Source organism: Bacillus sp. USDA818B3_A (assembly GCF_009928415.1).
Lineage (GTDB): Bacteria > Bacillota > Bacilli > Bacillales > Cytobacillaceae > Neobacillus.
Genome location: NZ_JAABNN010000041.1, coordinates 1 through 17,611, shown reverse-complemented (window position 1 = coordinate 17,611; position 17,611 = coordinate 1). Strand labels below are relative to the sequence as shown.

At 39.8% G+C, this 17,611-nt stretch carries 14 protein-coding genes; 5 read left to right on the top strand and 9 right to left on the bottom strand.

Annotated features, from left to right (window positions below; translation table 11 throughout):
* Window positions 1-52: 52 nt before the first annotated feature.
* From GXK58_RS26415 to GXK58_RS26390, 6 genes are all read right to left on the bottom strand, one after another.
* Complete coding sequence (locus GXK58_RS26415; protein WP_160726155.1) at window positions 53-1,423, bottom strand: aldehyde dehydrogenase; 1,371 nt, start codon at window positions 1,421-1,423, stop codon at window positions 53-55.
* Between the two features lie 29 nt (window positions 1,424-1,452).
* Window positions 1,453-2,652 (bottom strand): iron-containing alcohol dehydrogenase, encoded by a 1,200-nt coding sequence (locus tag GXK58_RS26410; RefSeq protein WP_160726154.1) that lies wholly within the window; start codon window positions 2,650-2,652, stop codon window positions 1,453-1,455.
* 301 nt (window positions 2,653-2,953) lie between these two features.
* The gene (locus GXK58_RS26405) at window positions 2,954-3,307 is read right to left on the bottom strand and encodes a spore coat protein (protein WP_160726153.1); all 354 of its coding nucleotides are present in this window, start codon (window positions 3,305-3,307) and stop codon (window positions 2,954-2,956) included.
* A gap of 25 nt (window positions 3,308-3,332) precedes the next feature.
* The gene (locus GXK58_RS26400; RefSeq protein ID WP_160726152.1) at window positions 3,333-3,599 is read right to left on the bottom strand and encodes a ferritin-like domain-containing protein; all 267 of its coding nucleotides are present in this window, start codon (window positions 3,597-3,599) and stop codon (window positions 3,333-3,335) included.
* Window positions 3,600-3,811: 212 nt separating this feature from the next.
* Window positions 3,812-4,051: an HPr family phosphocarrier protein gene (locus GXK58_RS26395; RefSeq protein WP_160726151.1), complete on the bottom strand. Its 240-nt coding sequence runs from the start codon at window positions 4,049-4,051 to the stop codon at window positions 3,812-3,814.
* A 247-nt stretch (window positions 4,052-4,298) separates the two neighbouring features.
* Window positions 4,299-5,201 carry a LysR family transcriptional regulator gene (locus tag GXK58_RS26390; RefSeq protein ID WP_160726150.1) on the bottom strand — a complete coding sequence of 301 codons (903 nt, stop codon included), beginning with the start codon at window positions 5,199-5,201 and terminating at the stop codon, window positions 4,299-4,301.
* 133 nt (window positions 5,202-5,334) lie between these two features.
* On the opposite strand from GXK58_RS26390, the gene gltB reads away from it, so the two are divergent.
* From gltB to GXK58_RS26370, 4 genes are all read left to right on the top strand, one after another.
* On the top strand, window positions 5,335-9,882 hold the full coding sequence (gene gltB / locus GXK58_RS26385; protein ID WP_160726149.1) for a glutamate synthase large subunit: 4,548 nt from the start codon (window positions 5,335-5,337) through the stop codon (window positions 9,880-9,882).
* Window positions 9,883-9,899: 17 nt separating this feature from the next.
* On the top strand, window positions 9,900-11,381 hold the full coding sequence (gene gltD, locus GXK58_RS26380) for a glutamate synthase small subunit (protein ID WP_160726148.1): 1,482 nt from the start codon (window positions 9,900-9,902) through the stop codon (window positions 11,379-11,381).
* 154 nt (window positions 11,382-11,535) lie between these two features.
* Window positions 11,536-12,126, top strand: coding sequence for a molybdopterin-dependent oxidoreductase (locus GXK58_RS26375; protein WP_160726147.1), 591 nt, complete (start codon window positions 11,536-11,538; stop codon window positions 12,124-12,126).
* 412 nt (window positions 12,127-12,538) lie between these two features.
* A complete protein-coding gene (locus GXK58_RS26370) occupies window positions 12,539-14,239 on the top strand; it encodes a bifunctional metallophosphatase/5'-nucleotidase (RefSeq protein WP_160726146.1) in 1,701 nt (566 codons plus the stop codon).
* Between the two features lie 73 nt (window positions 14,240-14,312).
* Here GXK58_RS26370 and GXK58_RS26365 read toward each other — a convergent pair whose 3' ends face one another.
* The 3 genes from GXK58_RS26365 to GXK58_RS26355 form a co-directional block, all read right to left on the bottom strand.
* Window positions 14,313-15,215, bottom strand: coding sequence for a VanW family protein (locus GXK58_RS26365; RefSeq protein ID WP_160726145.1), 903 nt, complete (start codon window positions 15,213-15,215; stop codon window positions 14,313-14,315).
* A gap of 170 nt (window positions 15,216-15,385) precedes the next feature.
* Entirely contained in the window at window positions 15,386-16,615 is a 1,230-nt protein-coding gene (locus GXK58_RS26360; protein WP_160726144.1) for a DUF438 domain-containing protein, read from the bottom strand.
* A 13-nt stretch (window positions 16,616-16,628) separates the two neighbouring features.
* Complete coding sequence (locus GXK58_RS26355; RefSeq protein WP_160726143.1) at window positions 16,629-16,856, bottom strand: DUF1858 domain-containing protein; 228 nt, start codon at window positions 16,854-16,856, stop codon at window positions 16,629-16,631.
* 358 nt (window positions 16,857-17,214) lie between these two features.
* On the opposite strand from GXK58_RS26355, the gene GXK58_RS26350 reads away from it, so the two are divergent.
* Entirely contained in the window at window positions 17,215-17,562 is a 348-nt protein-coding gene (locus tag GXK58_RS26350; protein ID WP_160726142.1) for a CBO0543 family protein, read from the top strand.
* The last annotated feature ends 49 nt before the right edge of the window (window positions 17,563-17,611 follow it).

Sequence of the window (17,611 nt, the reverse complement as noted above, 5' to 3'; positions counted from 1 at the left end):
AAAGTAAAAGAGATAGCGTAAGCTATCCCTTCGAAATCAGTTTCTTACTCTACTATTTCATAAACAACTTAATTTTCTCCAATCCGTTCTTTACATTTGGATAGCGGAACGGTATGTCAAACTTGGTTGTTTGTTTCAGTACGCTTTTTTGATGGGAGAATGTATCAAAATTCCCCTTTCCATGGTAGGCCCCAATTCCGCTGGTTCCGACACCGCCAAACGGAAGGTACGGTGATGCAACGTGATAAACAGTATCATTCACACAGCCGCCCCCGAAGGAAACCTTGCTCAAAACTTCTTCTTGGATGCTGTCATTTTCTGTGAAAATATAAAGGGCAAGTGGTTTCGGGTGACGATGAATCCCCTCAATTACTTCTGTTAATTCTTCATATTCCATGACGGGGAGAATAGGTCCAAAAATTTCAACCTGCATGATTGAATTTTCCCAGGTGATATCGGTTAAGACTGTAAGCTCAATCGTTAACCGCTCCTGGTCCGTATTGCCGCCCATAAATAATTGTCCGTTTTCTAAAAATGCTGCCAGCCGCTGAAAATGTCTTTTACTGATAATCCGAGTAAAGTTTGGATTTTTTAAAGGCTGGTTCCCATACAATTCAATCGTGGTTTCCTTGAATTGCTGCAGAAACTCGGATCTAACCTTTTTATGGACATACAGATAATCAGGTGCAATACAGGTTTGTCCTGCATTGGTAAACTTCCCCCAGGCAATTCGTTTGGCAGCCAGCTTAAGATTGGCATCCTCGTGAACGATACATGGACTTTTTCCGCCAAGCTCTAGGGTAACCGGAGTTAAGTGTTTAGCTGCCGCTTCCATAATAATTTTTCCAACAGGGACACTTCCTGTGAAGAAGATATAATCAACCTGTTGGTTTAACAAGGCCTGACTCGTTTCAACTCCGCCCTGAACAACGGCAATAAACTCCTCTGTGAAAATCTCATGGATCAAGTTCTCTAACACTTCAGAAGTCTTTGGTGTTAATTCCGATGGTTTGATAATGGCACAATTTCCAGCGGCAATTGCTCCAATTAATGGGGCAACCGCCAATTGGAATGGATAGTTCCAGGGGGCAATGATGAGCGCCACTCCATATGGTTCGGGGTAAATATAACTGTTTGAGCCAATATGGGTAACCGGTGTTTTGACCTTTTTTGGCGCTGCCCATGAACGCAGATGTTTAATTGTAAAACGTAATTCCTCAAGGACAAAACCAATTTCTGAAGAATACGCATCGAATTCGGATTTATTCAAGTCCGCCCTTAAGGCTTCCATCAGTATTTTTTCATTATTTTTAATCGTATGACGTAATTTCTGGAGTGCTTCTATCCGGAAAGCAACATTTTTAGTTTTTTCCGTTTTGAAAAATGATTTTTGCTTGGCAATGAGAGAACTGTATGTCTCCATTTTTCATCCACCTTCATATTTTTTAAAAATTATTCTTTAATTAGCTGATATAGTTGAAATAGGTCATCCTTAGCAAGAATTCTCGGCACAGGATAAAGAGGATTTGCTTCTTTATATGCCCGTTCGACCATGAGCGGAATATCACTTTCCACAATCCCGCTGACTTTTTTAGGAATATCCATCATTTCATTCATATTTTTAATGGCTGAGATGAATTTATTAGCATTATTCTCGGCGCTGTCTGACGGATCACTAATCCCGGCTGCTGCAGCAAGCTCGGCTAGTGCAAGATGAACGGAATCGCCGTAGTACTCAAGAACATACGGTAAGATAATGGCATTCGCAAGACCGTGGGGAACCGAATAAAATCCACCAAGCGTGTGGGCAATTGCATGTACATAGCCAACATAGGCACGGGTAAATGCCATTCCCGCGAGATAAGCGGCTTTTTGCATATTGGAACGGGCTGTTAAATTGCTCCCATTGGAATAGGATTCGTAAAGATTTTCAAAAATTAATTTCACTGCAGTCATACTTTGATTCGTTGTATGCTTTGTATTACTCCTGCCAATAAACGCTTCAACAGCATGTGTCAACGCATCCATCCCTGTTGCAGCTGTAATGTGAGGGGGAAGTTTGACGGTTAACAAGGGATCTAGAACGGCGAAATGAGGAATGAGTGATGTATCCATTATGGCATATTTTTCATGAGTTTCGCTATTTGAAACTACTGCAGCAAGTGTTGCTTCACTGCCTGTACCAGATGTAGTCGGAATGGCAAAGAGGGGAGGGAGTTTTTTTAATACTTTTAATACGCCTTTCATTTGTGGAATGCTTTTATTAGGTTTGGCGACCCTAGAACCGACACCTTTTGCACAATCCATCGGGGATCCTCCGCCAAATGCGATGATGCCTTGACAATGATGTTTAATATAGATCTGATATGCTTCTTCAATATTAGCAATTGTAGGATTTGGGACCGTTTTGTCATAGATAACGTAACTAATACCCTCATTTTCTAGATCATGTAGCATTTCATCCATAAGACCGACAGAAACAATTCCGTGATCGGTTACAATTAAAACGGTTTCAATACCTTGTTTTCTAACGAGTGGTGCTAATTTCCGGATACTATTTTCGCCTTCAAGTAACTCAGGTTCCCGCCAGGGCAGGAGGTAGGAAGTCGTCTTCATGACTCCTTGAAACGTTCGGCAATAGGCTTTGTACATAACATTACCTCACTTTGTTAAAATTTGATTTTCCTTAACTTGCAGCACAAAGAGGAGTTCTACCAAATTACAAGGATCCTTGGTTTGAAATTGGTTAAAAAACCATGTTGTATACAAATTTTATAACTCACTTAATTTGGAAAAGTCAAGTTAGTTTTATGAATATAATTAAAATTCAGAAAATATGACTGATTGGGAGAAAAATGGCTCGTAAAGATTATTCTGCTATTTTATTTTAAAATAAATGAAAGGAGGGGATGGGGAATTAAATTAAAAAAGCCTAGGATCCTAGGCTTCAAAATTAGTATGGGAACTGTGAGGAATAATTGTTAAATTGCTGGTAGGCCTGATCGATTTTTTGCTGTTCTTCTGCCTCGAGTTTATACCAGCCATGCTGGAACATTAAATTATACATCTCACGGGCGCTTTGGTGTGTTTCATTTAGAAGCTGCAGCAGTTCTTGGTGCAGCTGGTCATGGCTGGCTTCACGAACGGCAATATTTAAGCTGTCGGTTATATATTTACAAGTACTGAGTGCATCATTAATATAGTCACGATCATTCATTTCTGGAGATTTAACTTTTGGCAGTTCCCCCGTTTGCGGATTAGCAATTTGATTTTTGTTTTGACTTTGTTGTGATTGTTGGTTTTGCATCACTTATCCTCCTAGTTTCTATTAGTTACTGTAACTGTGTATTAGGCAAGCTGGCTAAAGCTGCATTATTATCTACTTGAAGATGAGTAAGGATTCGCTGGAAATGGTTCTGATGCATTTGTCCAGCTCTTTCGAGTGCATCCTTAAATTGAGGATTTTGCACATGTTGTGCCATTGAATGAAATTTCTTAAATGCCAATAGCTCCCAAGACATAGCATCCTTTAAATACAAGCTATCCTTTGTAGTAATGGCTCTTGGCGGGTTAGGAATAGGTGGTTGGTTCATTTGCATAATAAGACTCCTTTATAATTTTAATATTTACATCAAATATAGAATTTACATAAGGCAGTCATATTATGAAAAAAATAATAAAGGAATGAAAATCAAAGTGCCTTCCCACACTAGGTTTTCCATTCCTTGAATAATGCCACAACTTTATTATACTAGTTTTTTTATTCTTTCCAAGGTAACATGTCAGATCTACTTACATACTTTTCATTGTTTTATAACAATAAATCTGAAATAGCCCTTAGAGCTTCTTCATCATCGTCGCCGATTGTCATGATGGTTACTTCCAGCCCAGCTCTTACTAATGTTAGGACACCGATAATGCTTTTCGCATCAATGGTGAAATTTGTTCCTTTTATCTTGATATCGCTTTCAAATATATTTGCCGTATTAATGAACTTAACTAATTCATCTACTGATAAGTTTTTCGAAATTTTAATGTCTTTTACTCTCATGTTTTTCTTCTCCTGTAATAAAGTAAGTTCCTTAAAGAGGAAGTATTATTAAATAAATAACAATTTAAAAATCTATTAATAATATTATTATTATTTCTTCACCTAAATTATTTCTCCTGCCCAGCTTTAAAACAAAATACACCAATCTAGGTTAGGGGCGAATAAAAAAAGCCAAACGATATAAAACTTATATCACTTGGCTTTTGAAAATCAGTTTTTACTAAATTTAATCGTCTGCACCAGTTTCTTATTTATACTGATTTAATCTGTCGAAATATTGGATGAGAAAATGATAGAAATTCCGTTCAGATGGGGCAATATCTCTATGTTTTGGGATAATTACACCAACTGAACGGTTAGCCTTTGGTAATTCAATCTGTAATTTCACTGTAAATCGCGGGATGGAATCATAGAACGTGCTCTCTGGCAATAGACTCACACCGATTCCTGCAGAAACTAGTCCTTTTAAAGCATCCATATCTTCCCCTTCAGAGGTGATGTTAGGTTCAAATCCAGCCTCGCGACATGCGTCGACCGCAATTTTTCGCAGGACATATCCCTTTGGAAATAAGACAAACGAATCTGTCCGTAAGTCACTTAATAATAAACTTTTTCTATCTGCCATTGGGTGATGACTAGGCAGCAAAGCGACGATATTTTCCATAAATAATATTTTAGACTCTATATCGGGATCCTTCATGGGGACAGGGCCAAGAAAAGCTAAATCAATTTCACCGTTTTTAACAGCATCAATTAAATAGGCATAGGAGCCTTGCCGTAAATGGAAGTTCACATTTGGTACATCTTTCTTATAAGCAGAAATGACATTTGGCAGCCAATATCTTGCCAGACTTGATGGATAACCAATTTTAATCGTACCTGCTTGTGGATCGAGATATTCGTCTATTTTTTCCTGTGCTTCTTCAATCGTCTTTAAGGCGCTTTTTACATATTGTAAAAAAACATGTCCAATCTGGGTGACCTTAATGTTCCTCCCGACTCGTTCTAATAGCTTAACTCCCAATTCTTCCTCTAGTTTGGTAATTTGATAGCTGACGGCTGACTGGGCAACGTTAAGATGATCTGCTGCCTCTGTCACATGCTGCCGTTCCGCAACTTCGATGAAATAACGTATTTGACGAAGCTCCATATATTGTTCTCCTTTGATTCATATAAAAATTAGATTAATTTCATATAAATAATATATTGTTTGTATTATTAAGGTACCCTAAAATATATTTATATGCAATATTTCGACAACAATCAACAGGGAGAGATTTACTATGACGTATCATCAATTACCTAAAGCACAAGGTCTCTACCGTCCTGAATTTGAACATGATGCCTGTGGTATCGGCTTATATGCTCATATCAAAGGCAAAGCCACACACGACATTGTGGCTAAAGGACTTAACATGCTTTGTCAATTAGATCATCGCGGCGGACAAGGAAGCGATCCGCTAACAGGCGATGGCGCCGGACTAATGGTTCAAATACCGGATTTATTTTTCCGCCAAGAATGTTCAGAAATGAACTTACCTGAACAAGGAAAATATGGCGTGGGGATGTTGTTCTTCTCAAAGGATGATGCGGAACGGGAAAAAATTGAATCATATATTAATGAATTGGTTGAACAAGAGGGGCAAACGGTGCTTGGCTGGAGAACAGTTCCTGTCAATGCTGAAAATATCGGGGTAACGGCACAGGCAAGCTGTCCTGTTGTCCGCCAATTGTTTGTTGGTGCCAATGAAAATTGTACAGATTCGCTAGCATTTGAAAGAAAATTGTACGTGATTCGGAAACAGGCTGAAAATTGGGCTAAGAAATCTGAATTTCGTTTTTACTTTGCTAGTTTTTCAAGCAGAACCATCGTTTACAAAGGTCTATTAACACCTGAACAAGTGGATCAGTTCTATCTGGACTTACAGAATGAAAGTTTTGTCTCTGCGTTTGCATTAGTGCATTCGCGCTTTAGTACAAATACATTCCCAAGCTGGGAAAGAGCTCACCCTAACCGTTATTTAATCCACAACGGTGAGATTAATACCCTTCAGGGAAATATTCATTGGATGAAGGCGCGTGAAAGTCAATTCGTTTCTGAGGCGTTTGGAAGTGATTTGGAAAAAGTACTGCCAATCCTTGATACGGATGGAAGTGACTCTTCGATTTTAGACAATGCCCTTGAATTCTTGGTGCTTGCTGGACGTAAACCTGCACATGCAGCGATGATGCTTGTTCCAGAACCATGGTCTGACAATCCACATATCTCAGATGAAAAGCGGGCTTTCTATGAGTTTCACAGCTCATTGATGGAGCCATGGGATGGACCATCAGCCATTTCTTTTACCGACGGGAAACAAATTGGTGCGATTTTGGATCGTAATGGTCTTCGTCCAGCCCGTTATTATGTTACAGAAGATGATTATATTATTTTTTCTTCTGAAGTTGGCGTCATCGATGTTGAGCCAGAAAAGGTGTTATACAAAGAGCGCTTAAGCCCAGGAAAAATGCTTTTAATTGATTTAGAAGAAGGCCGTATCATCTCTGACGAGGAAATTAAATCCCAGTTAGCAGGCGGGCAGCCTTATCAGCAATGGTTAGACGAGCAGCTTGTTCGCTTGGAAGAAAAAGTAGAGGCTGAAGGAGAAGTTCCTGCAGATTTACTGACTCGCCAAAAAGCGTTCGGCTATACGTATGAAGATATTCAAAAGTACATCCTGCCGGCTGTGAGTGAAGGCAAGGATCCGCTTGGAGCCATGGGAAATGATATGCCGCTTGCGGTATTGTCCGATCGTCCGCAAAACTTATTTAACTACTTTAAGCAATTATTTGCCCAAGTAACCAATCCGCCAATTGATTCGATTCGTGAAGCAATCGTTACTTCTACGATTTCCTATTTAGGGGCGGAAGGGAATTTACTTCATCCATCAGCAGAAAACTGCCGTCGGATTCAGCTGGAGACACCGATCATAACTAACAGCCAGCTTGCGGAATTAAAGAGCAGCGATTCATTTAAGAGCAAAGTAATCGACATTTTATTCACTAAGAGTTTAGAAGACAGCTTGAACGAAGTTTTCCGTCAAGCAGACGAAGCGATTGCCGAAGGATCTAGCTTAATTATCCTTTCTGACCGTAACATGAATGAAAATGAAGTGGCTATTCCTTCACTATTGGCAGTAAGCGCCCTTCATCAGCATATGATTCGTGAAGGATTAAGAACGAAGGCGAGCATCATTTTGGAAACAGGGGAAGCAAGAGAAGTTCATCATTTTGCCGTGTTACTTGGATATGGCGTTGATGCGATTAACCCATATCTTGTCTTCGCTACTTATCAGGAAGCAGTTCAAGAAGGCACTTTACCGTTCTCCTACCAAGAAGCGGTTGAGAAATACTTGTACGCGATGACCGAGGGTGTTGTTAAGGTCATGTCCAAAATGGGTATTTCAACAGTCCAAAGTTACCGCGGTGCGCAAATTTTTGAAGCTGTGGGAATTAGCTCTGATGTGATTGATCGTTACTTCACTGGAACCGTTTCTCAGCTTAGCGGTATTGGCTTAGAAACCATCGCAGAAGAAGCGAAATTGCGCCATGCGGATGCATTTAAGGAAACGACTGACAAGACATTAGAATCGGGAAGCAACTTCCAATGGAGACATGATGGCGAACACCACGCTTTCAATCCAGGCACAATCCATACGTTACAATGGGCTTGCCGCAACGGTGATTATGACTTATTTAAAAAATATTCAACTCTTGCAAACGAAGAAAGACTGGGCTTCTTACGCAACTTATTCTCCTTTAATCGAACAGGAACAGCTGTGCCAATTGAAGAAGTAGAATCTGTTGATTCGATTGTCCGCCGCTTTAAAACAGGTGCGATGTCCTTTGGATCAATCAGTAAGGAAGCGCATGAAACATTAGCAATTGCGATGAACCGTCTAGGCGGAAAAAGCAACTCAGGTGAAGGCGGAGAAGACCCAAGCCGCTTTGTTCCTGATGAAAATGGCGACAACAGAGGAAGCAGAATCAAACAGATTGCTTCTGGCCGTTTTGGTGTAAAGAGTCATTATCTTGTCAATGCCGATGAGCTGCAAATTAAAATGGCACAAGGTGCGAAGCCGGGTGAAGGCGGACAGTTGATGGGTAAAAAGGTGTATCCTTGGGTTGCCGACGTTCGCGGGGCAACACCGGGTGTAAGTTTAATTTCACCGCCGCCGCACCATGACATTTACTCCATCGAGGATTTAGCTCAGCTAATCCATGACTTAAAGAATGCCAATCGCGATGCCCGCATCAGCGTAAAGCTTGTTTCTAAGGGCGGCGTCGGAACGATTGCTGCAGGTGTTGCTAAAGCAGTAGCCGATGTTATTGTCATCAGCGGTTATGATGGCGGTACGGGTGCATCTCCTAAAACAAGTATTCAGCATGCTGGATTGCCTTGGGAGCTTGGATTAGCAGAAGCACACCAAACGCTAATGTTAAACGGATTACGTGACCGTGTCGTTCTTGAAACAGATGGAAAATTAATGACAGGTAAAGATGTTGTTATGGCAGCATTACTTGGAGCAGAGGAATTTGGGTTTGCAACGGCACCGCTTGTGGTTCTTGGCTGCGTGATGATGCGTGTTTGCCATTTGGATACATGTCCAGTTGGTATTGCAACACAAAATCCAGAGCTTCGCAGAAAGTTCACAGGCGAAGCGGATTATATCGTTAACTTTATGCGATTTATTGCAGAAGAGGTACGTGAAATCATGGCGAAGCTTGGTTTTAGAACGGTTGAGGAAATGATTGGCCGTACAGATGTACTATCTGTAAGTAATCGGGCAAAAACACACTGGAAGGCTAAAGACTTAGACTTAACAGCTTTACTTCATAAGCCTGAAGGTGCGCGCACGTTTAAACGTCCGCAAAACCATAGAATCAATGAAACTCTTGATATAACTAAAATTCTGCCGGCTGTTCAATCGGCTATTGAGAACGGAACACCAGTGGATGCAAGTTTCTCAATTACCAACGTAAATCGCGTAGCCGGTACGATTGTCGGAAGCGAAATTTCTAAACGCTATGGGGAAGAAGGACTTCCTGAGGATACAATTACTCTAAGATTTACCGGTTCTGCGGGGCAAAGCTTTGGAGCCTTTGCACCAAAAGGGATGACGCTTGAGCTTACCGGAGACGTGAACGATTATGTTGGTAAAGGACTGTCTGGCGGTAAAATTATCGTCAAAGCTGATGAACATACAAAAATTGTTTCAGGTGAAAATGTCATCGCCGGAAATGTCGCCTTTATCGGGGCAACTAGCGGTGAAGCGTATATTAACGGCCGTGCCGGTGAACGTTTTGCCGTTCGTAACAGCGGCGTAAACGTGGTTGTTGAAGGAATTGGCGACCATGGCTGTGAATATATGACGGGCGGACGTGTGGTCGTTCTAGGAGATGTTGGCAAGAACTTCGCAGCTGGTATGTCTGGCGGTATTGCCTATGTGTTAGCTGATGACCAGGATGCATTTAAACATTTATGCAACCAGGAATTAATTGAATTTGAATCGGTAACAACTCCTGCTGATCAGGATGAGCTAAAACAGTTAATCGAGAATCACTTTGCGTTTACAGAAAGTGTAAAGGCAAGCTGTGTTCTAGAAAACTGGGAAGAGTGTGTCAGAAAATTTGTCAAAGTCATTCCGAAAGATTACAAACGGATGATTCAATTGATCGACGAGCAAAAACTAGCAGGTTTATCGGAAGAAGAAGCTGTAATGAACGCCTTTTTAGCGAATTCCGGAGCAAAACCAAATACATCTAAACAGCAGGAAGCTGCAATCCGCTAAGAAAGGAGATTATGAAAATGGGAAAAGCAACAGGTTTTATGGAATATGCTCGTGAAAAAGTGGGAGAAAGAGATCCTTTAACACGCCTAAATGACTGGAAAGAGCATAAACTTCCTTTTTCTGATGAAAAGTTAAGTATACAGGGGGCGCGGTGCATGGACTGCGCCACTCCTTTCTGCCATATCGGGATGGACATTCAAGGAGCGACCTCAGGCTGTCCGATTCACAACCTCATTCCGGAATGGAATGATCTGGTCTATCGCGGCCGCTGGAAAGAGGCACTTGACCGCCTGATGAAAACAAATAATTTCCCTGAGTTTACAGGAAGAGTTTGTCCGGCTCCATGTGAAGGTTCATGTACAGTGGCCATTTCCGACCCTGCAGTAACCATTAAAAATATCGAGCAAGCAATCATCGATAAAGGTTTTGAAAACGGATGGATCACACCAAGAATTCCAGCTTCAAGAACTGGAATGAAAGTTGCGATTATCGGTTCTGGCCCTGCCGGTATGGCAGCTGCTGACCAGCTTAATCAAGCAGGCCACTCCGTTACTGTTTTTGAAAGAGCGGACCGTCCTGGCGGCTTGCTGATGTACGGAATTCCGAACATGAAGCTTGAAAAAGAAGTCGTTGAACGCCGAATTCGTTTATTGGCCCAAGAAGGCATCGACTTTGTTACGAATACAGAAGTGGGTAAAGATATCACAACTGAAGAACTTCAAGCACAGTTCGATGCCGTGATCCTTTGTACCGGTGCACAAAGGCAGCGTGATTTAGTCATTGAAGGCCGTGAAGCAAAAGGTATTCACTTTGCGATGGACTATTTAACGCTTTCGACTAAAAGTTTATTAGATTCCAATTTCGAAGATGGTCAATTTATCGATGTAGAAGGCAAAGACGTCATCGTTATTGGCGGTGGAGATACAGGCGCCGACTGTGTGGCAACAGCGCTTCGTCAGAATTGCCGCAGTGTTGTTCAGTTTGGTAAGCATCCACAACTCCCTGCTGAACGTACATCTGATAATTTATGGCCAGCTTATCCAAATGTTTTTACAATGGATTATGCTTATAAGGAAGCAGAAGCGAAATTTGGGGAAGATCCTCGTCAATATTCCATTCAAACAAAGAAAGTTGTTGCGGATGAGAATGGTAATCTGAAAGAGCTTCACACGATCCAAATGGAAAAACTAAAGGATGAAAACGGTCGTTATTATTTTGAAGAAATTCCAGGCACTGAAAAAGTATGGCCTGCACAGTTTGTCTTTATCGCAATTGGCTTTGAGGGAACAGAACAGCCATTGTTAAAGCAATTCGGTGTGAGAGCTGTCAACCAAAAGGTTCAAGCAAGATACGGTGAGTTCAAAACCAACGTGGAAGGCGTCTTTGCTGCAGGTGATGCAAGAAGAGGACAAAGCCTTATCGTTTGGGCTATTAATGAAGGCCGTGAAGTAGCACGTACTGTTGATGAATACTTGATGGTAAAAACTTCTTCTAACTAATTATATACAATTCCGGTAGGAACTCCGGAATGGGAACAGGCATCGTTTTTAATGATGCCTGTTTTTTTGAATCTGTTATTTTTTACTGTATACTAGTCAATACCGTATAATCAATTTAGTTGTTCGTTTTAGAGGAGAAAGGGGATGGTATTTGATGGAGAAACAACTTCCACCGGGTCAATTCGAAACAGAAAAATGGCCGATTCTGCACAAAGGGGATGTGCCAGCGTTTAATGAAACGACATGGAACTTCAGACTTTTTGGTGAGGTAAAAGAAGAAAAGACATTAACGTATAAACAAATAATGGAGCTTCCAAAAACCATTTCAACGGTTAACATGCATTGTGTGACCACCTGGTCAAAATTTGATACAACATTTGAGGGTATTGCACTTAGAGAGTTATTAAAATTTGTAGAACTAAACGAAGAAGTAAAATACATAAAAATTTACGGCTATTACAATAGAGAACGATTCGGCTATTCAGCCAACCTGCCGCTCGAACCTTTATTAGGGGACGATTCTTTGTTTGTTTACCGCTTCAAGGACCAATATCATGATTGGCAGGATATCGATCCAAAACATGGCTATCCCCTAAGATTCATTCCACCAGAAACATTTTATCTATGGAAAGGAACCAAGTGGGTGTCGGGGATTGAATTTATGAAAGAAGACCAGGCCGGATTCTGGGAGGACTTTGGCTATTCGATGACAGCCAATCCATTTAAAGAAGAAAGGTTCCGTTAGATCGGGGGAGTGTACCAAGAGACAGGCACTATCATATGATGGTGCCTGTTTTATTTGAGATTTTGATACCTGGTTACCGCTTTTGAATACAAAAAATAGAAGAAGACTCGTTAAAAATGGTGAATGGTTCAATAAGATGTTAAAGATACTAATTTTCTCCTCGCATAATTCCTAAAGGCCATAGATAGAAGTTAGTGCGGTCGATAAGAGCGGATCATAACTCCTAAGAGGGTTACAAAAGATTTTTATTGTTAAATTTATGTATTTAAAATGATAACCACGGGCTATTTTTTGTATAATTTGATAAAATATGGTTGATTCACATTAGATGGATCTATAGGTTAGCCAATTGGGAAGGCGGATATAAGGGTACGTCTAAGTCAATAAATGCAGGAAAAGAGAGGAGTTCATTATGAAAGATCAAAAGAAATCTTACCGAAAGTTTTTCTCCGTTTTAGCCGCTGCCGCCATTACGACATCTATTTCAGCACCTGCTGCCTTTGCAAGTGCAAACACACCATCATCCATGAAGACCAATATACATAATAATAATGTGAAGAAAGCCAAAAAAGATAAGAACTATGATTTAACTATCATGCACACCAATGATACCCATGCCCATATTGATAATGTGGCAAGAAAACTATCAGCAATCAAACAAGTACGTGCTGAAAACCCAAATTCTCTTTTGTTAGATGCAGGCGATGTCTTTACTGGAACACTCTATTTTAATCAGTTTGAGGGATTGGCAGATTTAGAGTTTATGAATCTAGCGGGTTATGATGCTATGACATTTGGAAACCATGAATTTGATAAAGGCACAGCAACGCTGGCTAATTTTATCAAGTCTGCGAACTTTCCTTTTGTAAGTGCAAATGTCAACTTTCAGAAGGATAGTAATTTAAAAGATATTTTTATTGATCGCGTTGAGAAGCATCCTGAAAATGGAGAAATCTATAATGGAATGATAAAAACATTAAACGGAGAGAAAATTGGAATCTTTGGGCTTACAACTGCTGAAACAAAAGATATCTCCAGCCCTGGACCTGGTGTAGAATTTGAAAACTATATCGAAGAAGCAAATCAAGCAGTAGCTGCTCTTAAGGAAAAAGGCGTCAATAAAATTATTGCTCTTACTCACATTGGTTACAATGACGGAGGCGGAGATAACGATCTTACGCTTGCAAAAGAAGTAGAAGGAATCGATGTCATCGTCGGCGGTCATTCCCACGATAAATTAGATCAACCCGTGGTTGTCGAGGCAGGTGAAGAACCAACCGTCATTGTACAGGCCAATGAATATAACAAATATTTAGGGACATTGGATATTGAGTTTGATAAAAAAGGAAAAGTAGTCGACTATTCCGGCAAACTCATCGATCTTGATCAAAAGGTAGGTACCGCTTATGTCATTCCAGACGATCCCAAGGCCGCTCAAATCTTGGAAACAAATTATAAACCAACCATTGTGGAAATGCAGCAAACGGTGATCGGGAAAACTACTGTTGATTTAATAGGTGGAAACCCTCCTGCACGAACAGGGGAAACTAATCTAGGAAACTTAGTTACGGATGGAATGCTCGCAAAAGCTAAAACGATCAATCCAGAAACAGTCATTGCATTACAAAATGGCGGCGGCATTCGTACATCTGTAGCTGCAGGAGACATTACATTGGCCAAGGTCTTTGAAATCATGCCATTTGGTAATACTCTCGGCATCATGAAACTGACGGGGGCGGAAATTAAAGAGGCTTTAGAGATTAGTGTAAAGGACGCTCCAAATGCGTTCGGCGGGTTCCTGCAAGTTTCAGGATTAAGATTCACTTACGATAGCAGTAAAACTTTAGGTCAAAAAGTGCAATCTATTGATGTAAAAGAAGATGGGGCAAACTACGTACCAATCGACCCAAGTAAAACATACGCAGTCGCCACTAATACCTTTACAGCAAAAGGCGGAGACGGATACACCGTTTTTGCGAAAGCTTATAGTGAAGGCCGTGTGAGCGAGCCTGGATATGTAGACTGGGAAATCTTTACGGATTATATTGGCACTCAAGAAGGAAAAACAATCAGCCCAAGCGTGGAAGGACGTATCATAAATCTAGCAAACTAACAGATTCTAAAGGGAGTGGATTGAATCCCCTTTAAAAAAAGGAACCATCAACACATTTGTTGATGGTTCCTTTTTATTTGTGAAGGTAATTTTGATCATCAGGGAGGTAGGGGACTTGTCTAGGTTCAAACTTAATGACCTCTGAAGAATAAATATCTACAACTACCTTGTTTCTTAATGTTTTTGCCTGAATAAGGATTGGTTGATTATATTTATTTTTAAATACGAAATCAGGACCATTCCAGCTGACCGTAGCATCGCGGCCTGGTGGAATGTAAGAAACTTTTCTACTATGAGAAAAACGTTTGAGAACGTCCAATCCTGCATTATCAACCGCGTTATAAAGAGTAGAAGATACCTGACAGATTCCTCCGCCAATATCCTCAGAAAACTCCCCTTTTTTGATAACCGTAGCAGGCAAATACCCTTTTTCTGACGTTCTTTTTCCCACTACATGATTAAAGGAAAAGGTTTCTCCCGGGAAAAGCACAACATTATTAATTGCACTGGTGGCAAGGTAAATATTATTCGTTCGTTCTTGGTTAAAGGTATTAAAAGATGTGACATATCCCCCAATTTTTTTATTTTGAAGATCGGCAAGTAATTCACTGTCTACCTTTGGATATATGGTTTGATAAGGAAGATTGAATTTAGAAGAACCATTGTTAAAATAATAAGAGTAAACATTTTCAATAAAATTTTGCCGATGCAACCGGTAACCAACTTGTTCTGGTATCATTTTTCCATTCCTATCAAAGCTTGCATTCCTGGGTGGTTTAGAAACAAGTTTATCTAATTCGTCCATGCACTGATTTAACTGGTCAAATTGAATGAGTGGTAATCCTGGCAGGTTCATCGATAATTGCGGACACTTAACACCGGTGATAGGCTGCCCGTTGTTAGTGAATAATAAACTGTCTGGCAAATTGACTTGTTGGGAAATCATTAATAGCCCAAATAACCATGAAAAGTTCATTTCCTATGCTGCCTCCTTCTCCTTATTTATTATGGATAAGAAAACATTCTTTCATGTAATCAGCTGTCAGTGGGAATAATTTTTTGTTATGAAAAGCAATATCTTGTTCAAAAAATCATAAAAAAACTGACTCAAAAGGGATTTCATCCCTTCTTGAGTCAGTTCTCAGATTAATTAAGTATCCGCTTTTCACCTTGAATTTCCTTGATAGAGGCAATATTTTGTGTAAATTCAAGTGTACCTGTATACTCACCATGTTCATCTCTGACAGCAAAGTATCGGATGTACACATACTTATCCTTAAATTGAATATAAAAGTCTTCGTGATCCTTCACCCCTGATTTAAATTCTTCCAGCAATTTTTCTACGACGTGAACGCTTTTTGGCGGATGGCAGTTTTGGACTGTGCGGCCAATGACTGCTTTGGTCCGGGCGAAGATTCTTTCTTTGCCATGCGAGAAATAACGTACAACATCATCTTGGTCAATAAAAGTGATGTCAACAGGCAAATGATTTAGCATGACCTCTAGTTGTTTTAAAGATAACATACCGGTTTCTAACCGAATATATCCATCAGTTAGGGCGTTCTCTTCAATCGTTTTGCGTTCAGGCTTCCAAACTCCAGCAGGACCTGTTAAACAGAAACCAATTTCATCACTTTCATGCGCAATTTTCACCCATTCATCTTCCGTTATAGTTTGTAAGGCCATTGGGAAAAGAATGTTTTCTTCTTTAAAAATCATCTCACTTACTTCCCGGATGACAAAATATAAGGAGTCGATGACGGATTGCTTTTCTCCGTTATAGTTTGTTAATTTATCTTTTGCCTCCTTGATAGCAGCTCGGATTCCATCGTCTACTCCCCACATAACCTGGGTCGGCCCCATGATTCCATACTTTTCTAAGTAAGGGAATAATAAATTTTCTTTTCGGCTGTAATGTTTGTCGATATCTAGGAGCAGGTTTAAATCCTCTAGCAGTTTAAATTTGTTTTCGTCATTTTCTTCTTTTTCAAAACGGTCAAAATGGAGCTGCATTTTGAAGTTCACAAGCATATCAATTTCTTTATTCTCTAATTTAAATGTATGGATTGGGTGTCCTGGCTGCTCTTCCGGTTTTTCAGAACGATGAATTTCTTCAATTGATTCTTTGAAAATAGCGGTGTGGACCGAACATAAGCGCTGAACCTCTTCGACAGGAATTCCTTCTTCCTCCATCAGGGCCTGTTCCAATTTTGAAATCTCGGCAACAGAAATATTACCTGCAGCTTCTTCAAATCGTGCTTTTACTTCCTCGACACTTTTACCATTATGCAAGTCTTTAATAATTTCTTTTAAAACGGTTTGACGCTCTGATGAAGTAATAGTTTCTTGTTCACGGTTATTAATGATTTCACTCATTTTATATTCTCCTCTACTTATTAATTGTAAAGCCATTATTTTCGAATGTTTCAATTACTTTTTCTAAGGAAATACCTTTCATCCGGCATCCATTAGGCAGTGTCATCACACGTCCAGCCGTTTTCAACATCTGGGGATTTGTTATATTCTCAAAACCTAATCCCTTCATTATCGAGATGATTTCAGGGTGTTCGGTACATAGTTGATAAACTGATTGTTGAATATTGAGTACTCTTGTCATTTTTTTCACTCCTGATAGAAAGTGATAACTTTTCTCAATAAAAATATAACATGGCATCATTTCTGAAATTGTGATATTAATCACAAAGATAAACGTAGTTGTTAAGAATATGTGAATTATTATTCTTTAGAAGAAGGGGAGGACGCAGAAGCTTTCTACGGAAAAATATTCTTGGAGTCAGGAAGTAAAGAAAAATGAAGTTTGCCGATCAAGTACAGTATTCATTAATCCCAAAACGGGCAAGCTTCAATTATACCTTTAGAAACTGAAGATAGTTTCTTCTTATATTAGATCCAATCTGCACAAACATTAACTGTTTTAAGGGAAGCAATCTAATTTTCAAATTACAGGAGAAAAGATGATTTACTTACTGATCAGCGTGTTTATTTTTAATATAGCGGCCTATGTGGTTCCAAAACAATTGACGAAACAAGAAATCTATACGAGTGCACTTTTTTCTTTTTCCTTAGGAATCCTGTTAGATGTCATTCTTGCTTTAAAGTACCATCTTTACGGGTATTTTGAAGGAGGCGTCCAATTACGAAGCCTAATCGTCATTATAGGTCTTTTTCCATCAGCAGGAATTGTATTCCTAAACTATTATCCGAGAAAAGAATCTTTATTTAAGCAGATCTTATATATACTTATTTGGACAGGTTTCTGTTTGTTATATGAATGGACATCCTTAATTAGTGGTTTCTTGTAACCGTCAAGTTGTTTTGAACACTTTTTGCTAATTAATTTTGAACACTTTC

Coding starts and splice junctions, on each gene's coding strand:
- GXK58_RS26405 (WP_160726153.1), bottom strand. CDS start 3,307: ATGCAAAACCAACAATCACAACAAAGTCAAAACAAAAATCAAATTGCT.
- gltD (WP_160726148.1), top strand. CDS start 9,900: ATGGGAAAAGCAACAGGTTTTATGGAATATGCTCGTGAAAAAGTGGGA.
- GXK58_RS26350 (WP_160726142.1), top strand. CDS start 17,215: ATGATTTACTTACTGATCAGCGTGTTTATTTTTAATATAGCGGCCTAT.
- GXK58_RS26355 (WP_160726143.1), bottom strand. CDS start 16,856: ATGACAAGAGTACTCAATATTCAACAATCAGTTTATCAACTATGTACC.
- GXK58_RS26415 (WP_160726155.1), bottom strand. CDS start 1,423: ATGGAGACATACAGTTCTCTCATTGCCAAGCAAAAATCATTTTTCAAA.
- GXK58_RS26370 (WP_160726146.1), top strand. CDS start 12,539: ATGAAAGATCAAAAGAAATCTTACCGAAAGTTTTTCTCCGTTTTAGCC.
- GXK58_RS26390 (WP_160726150.1), bottom strand. CDS start 5,201: ATGGAGCTTCGTCAAATACGTTATTTCATCGAAGTTGCGGAACGGCAG.
- GXK58_RS26400 (WP_160726152.1), bottom strand. CDS start 3,599: ATGCAAATGAACCAACCACCTATTCCTAACCCGCCAAGAGCCATTACT.
- GXK58_RS26410 (WP_160726154.1), bottom strand. CDS start 2,652: ATGTACAAAGCCTATTGCCGAACGTTTCAAGGAGTCATGAAGACGACT.
- GXK58_RS26395 (WP_160726151.1), bottom strand. CDS start 4,051: ATGAGAGTAAAAGACATTAAAATTTCGAAAAACTTATCAGTAGATGAA.
- GXK58_RS26360 (WP_160726144.1), bottom strand. CDS start 16,615: ATGAGTGAAATCATTAATAACCGTGAACAAGAAACTATTACTTCATCA.
- GXK58_RS26375 (WP_160726147.1), top strand. CDS start 11,536: ATGGAGAAACAACTTCCACCGGGTCAATTCGAAACAGAAAAATGGCCG.
- gltB (WP_160726149.1), top strand. CDS start 5,335: ATGACGTATCATCAATTACCTAAAGCACAAGGTCTCTACCGTCCTGAA.
- GXK58_RS26365 (WP_160726145.1), bottom strand. CDS start 15,215: ATGAACTTTTCATGGTTATTTGGGCTATTAATGATTTCCCAACAAGTC.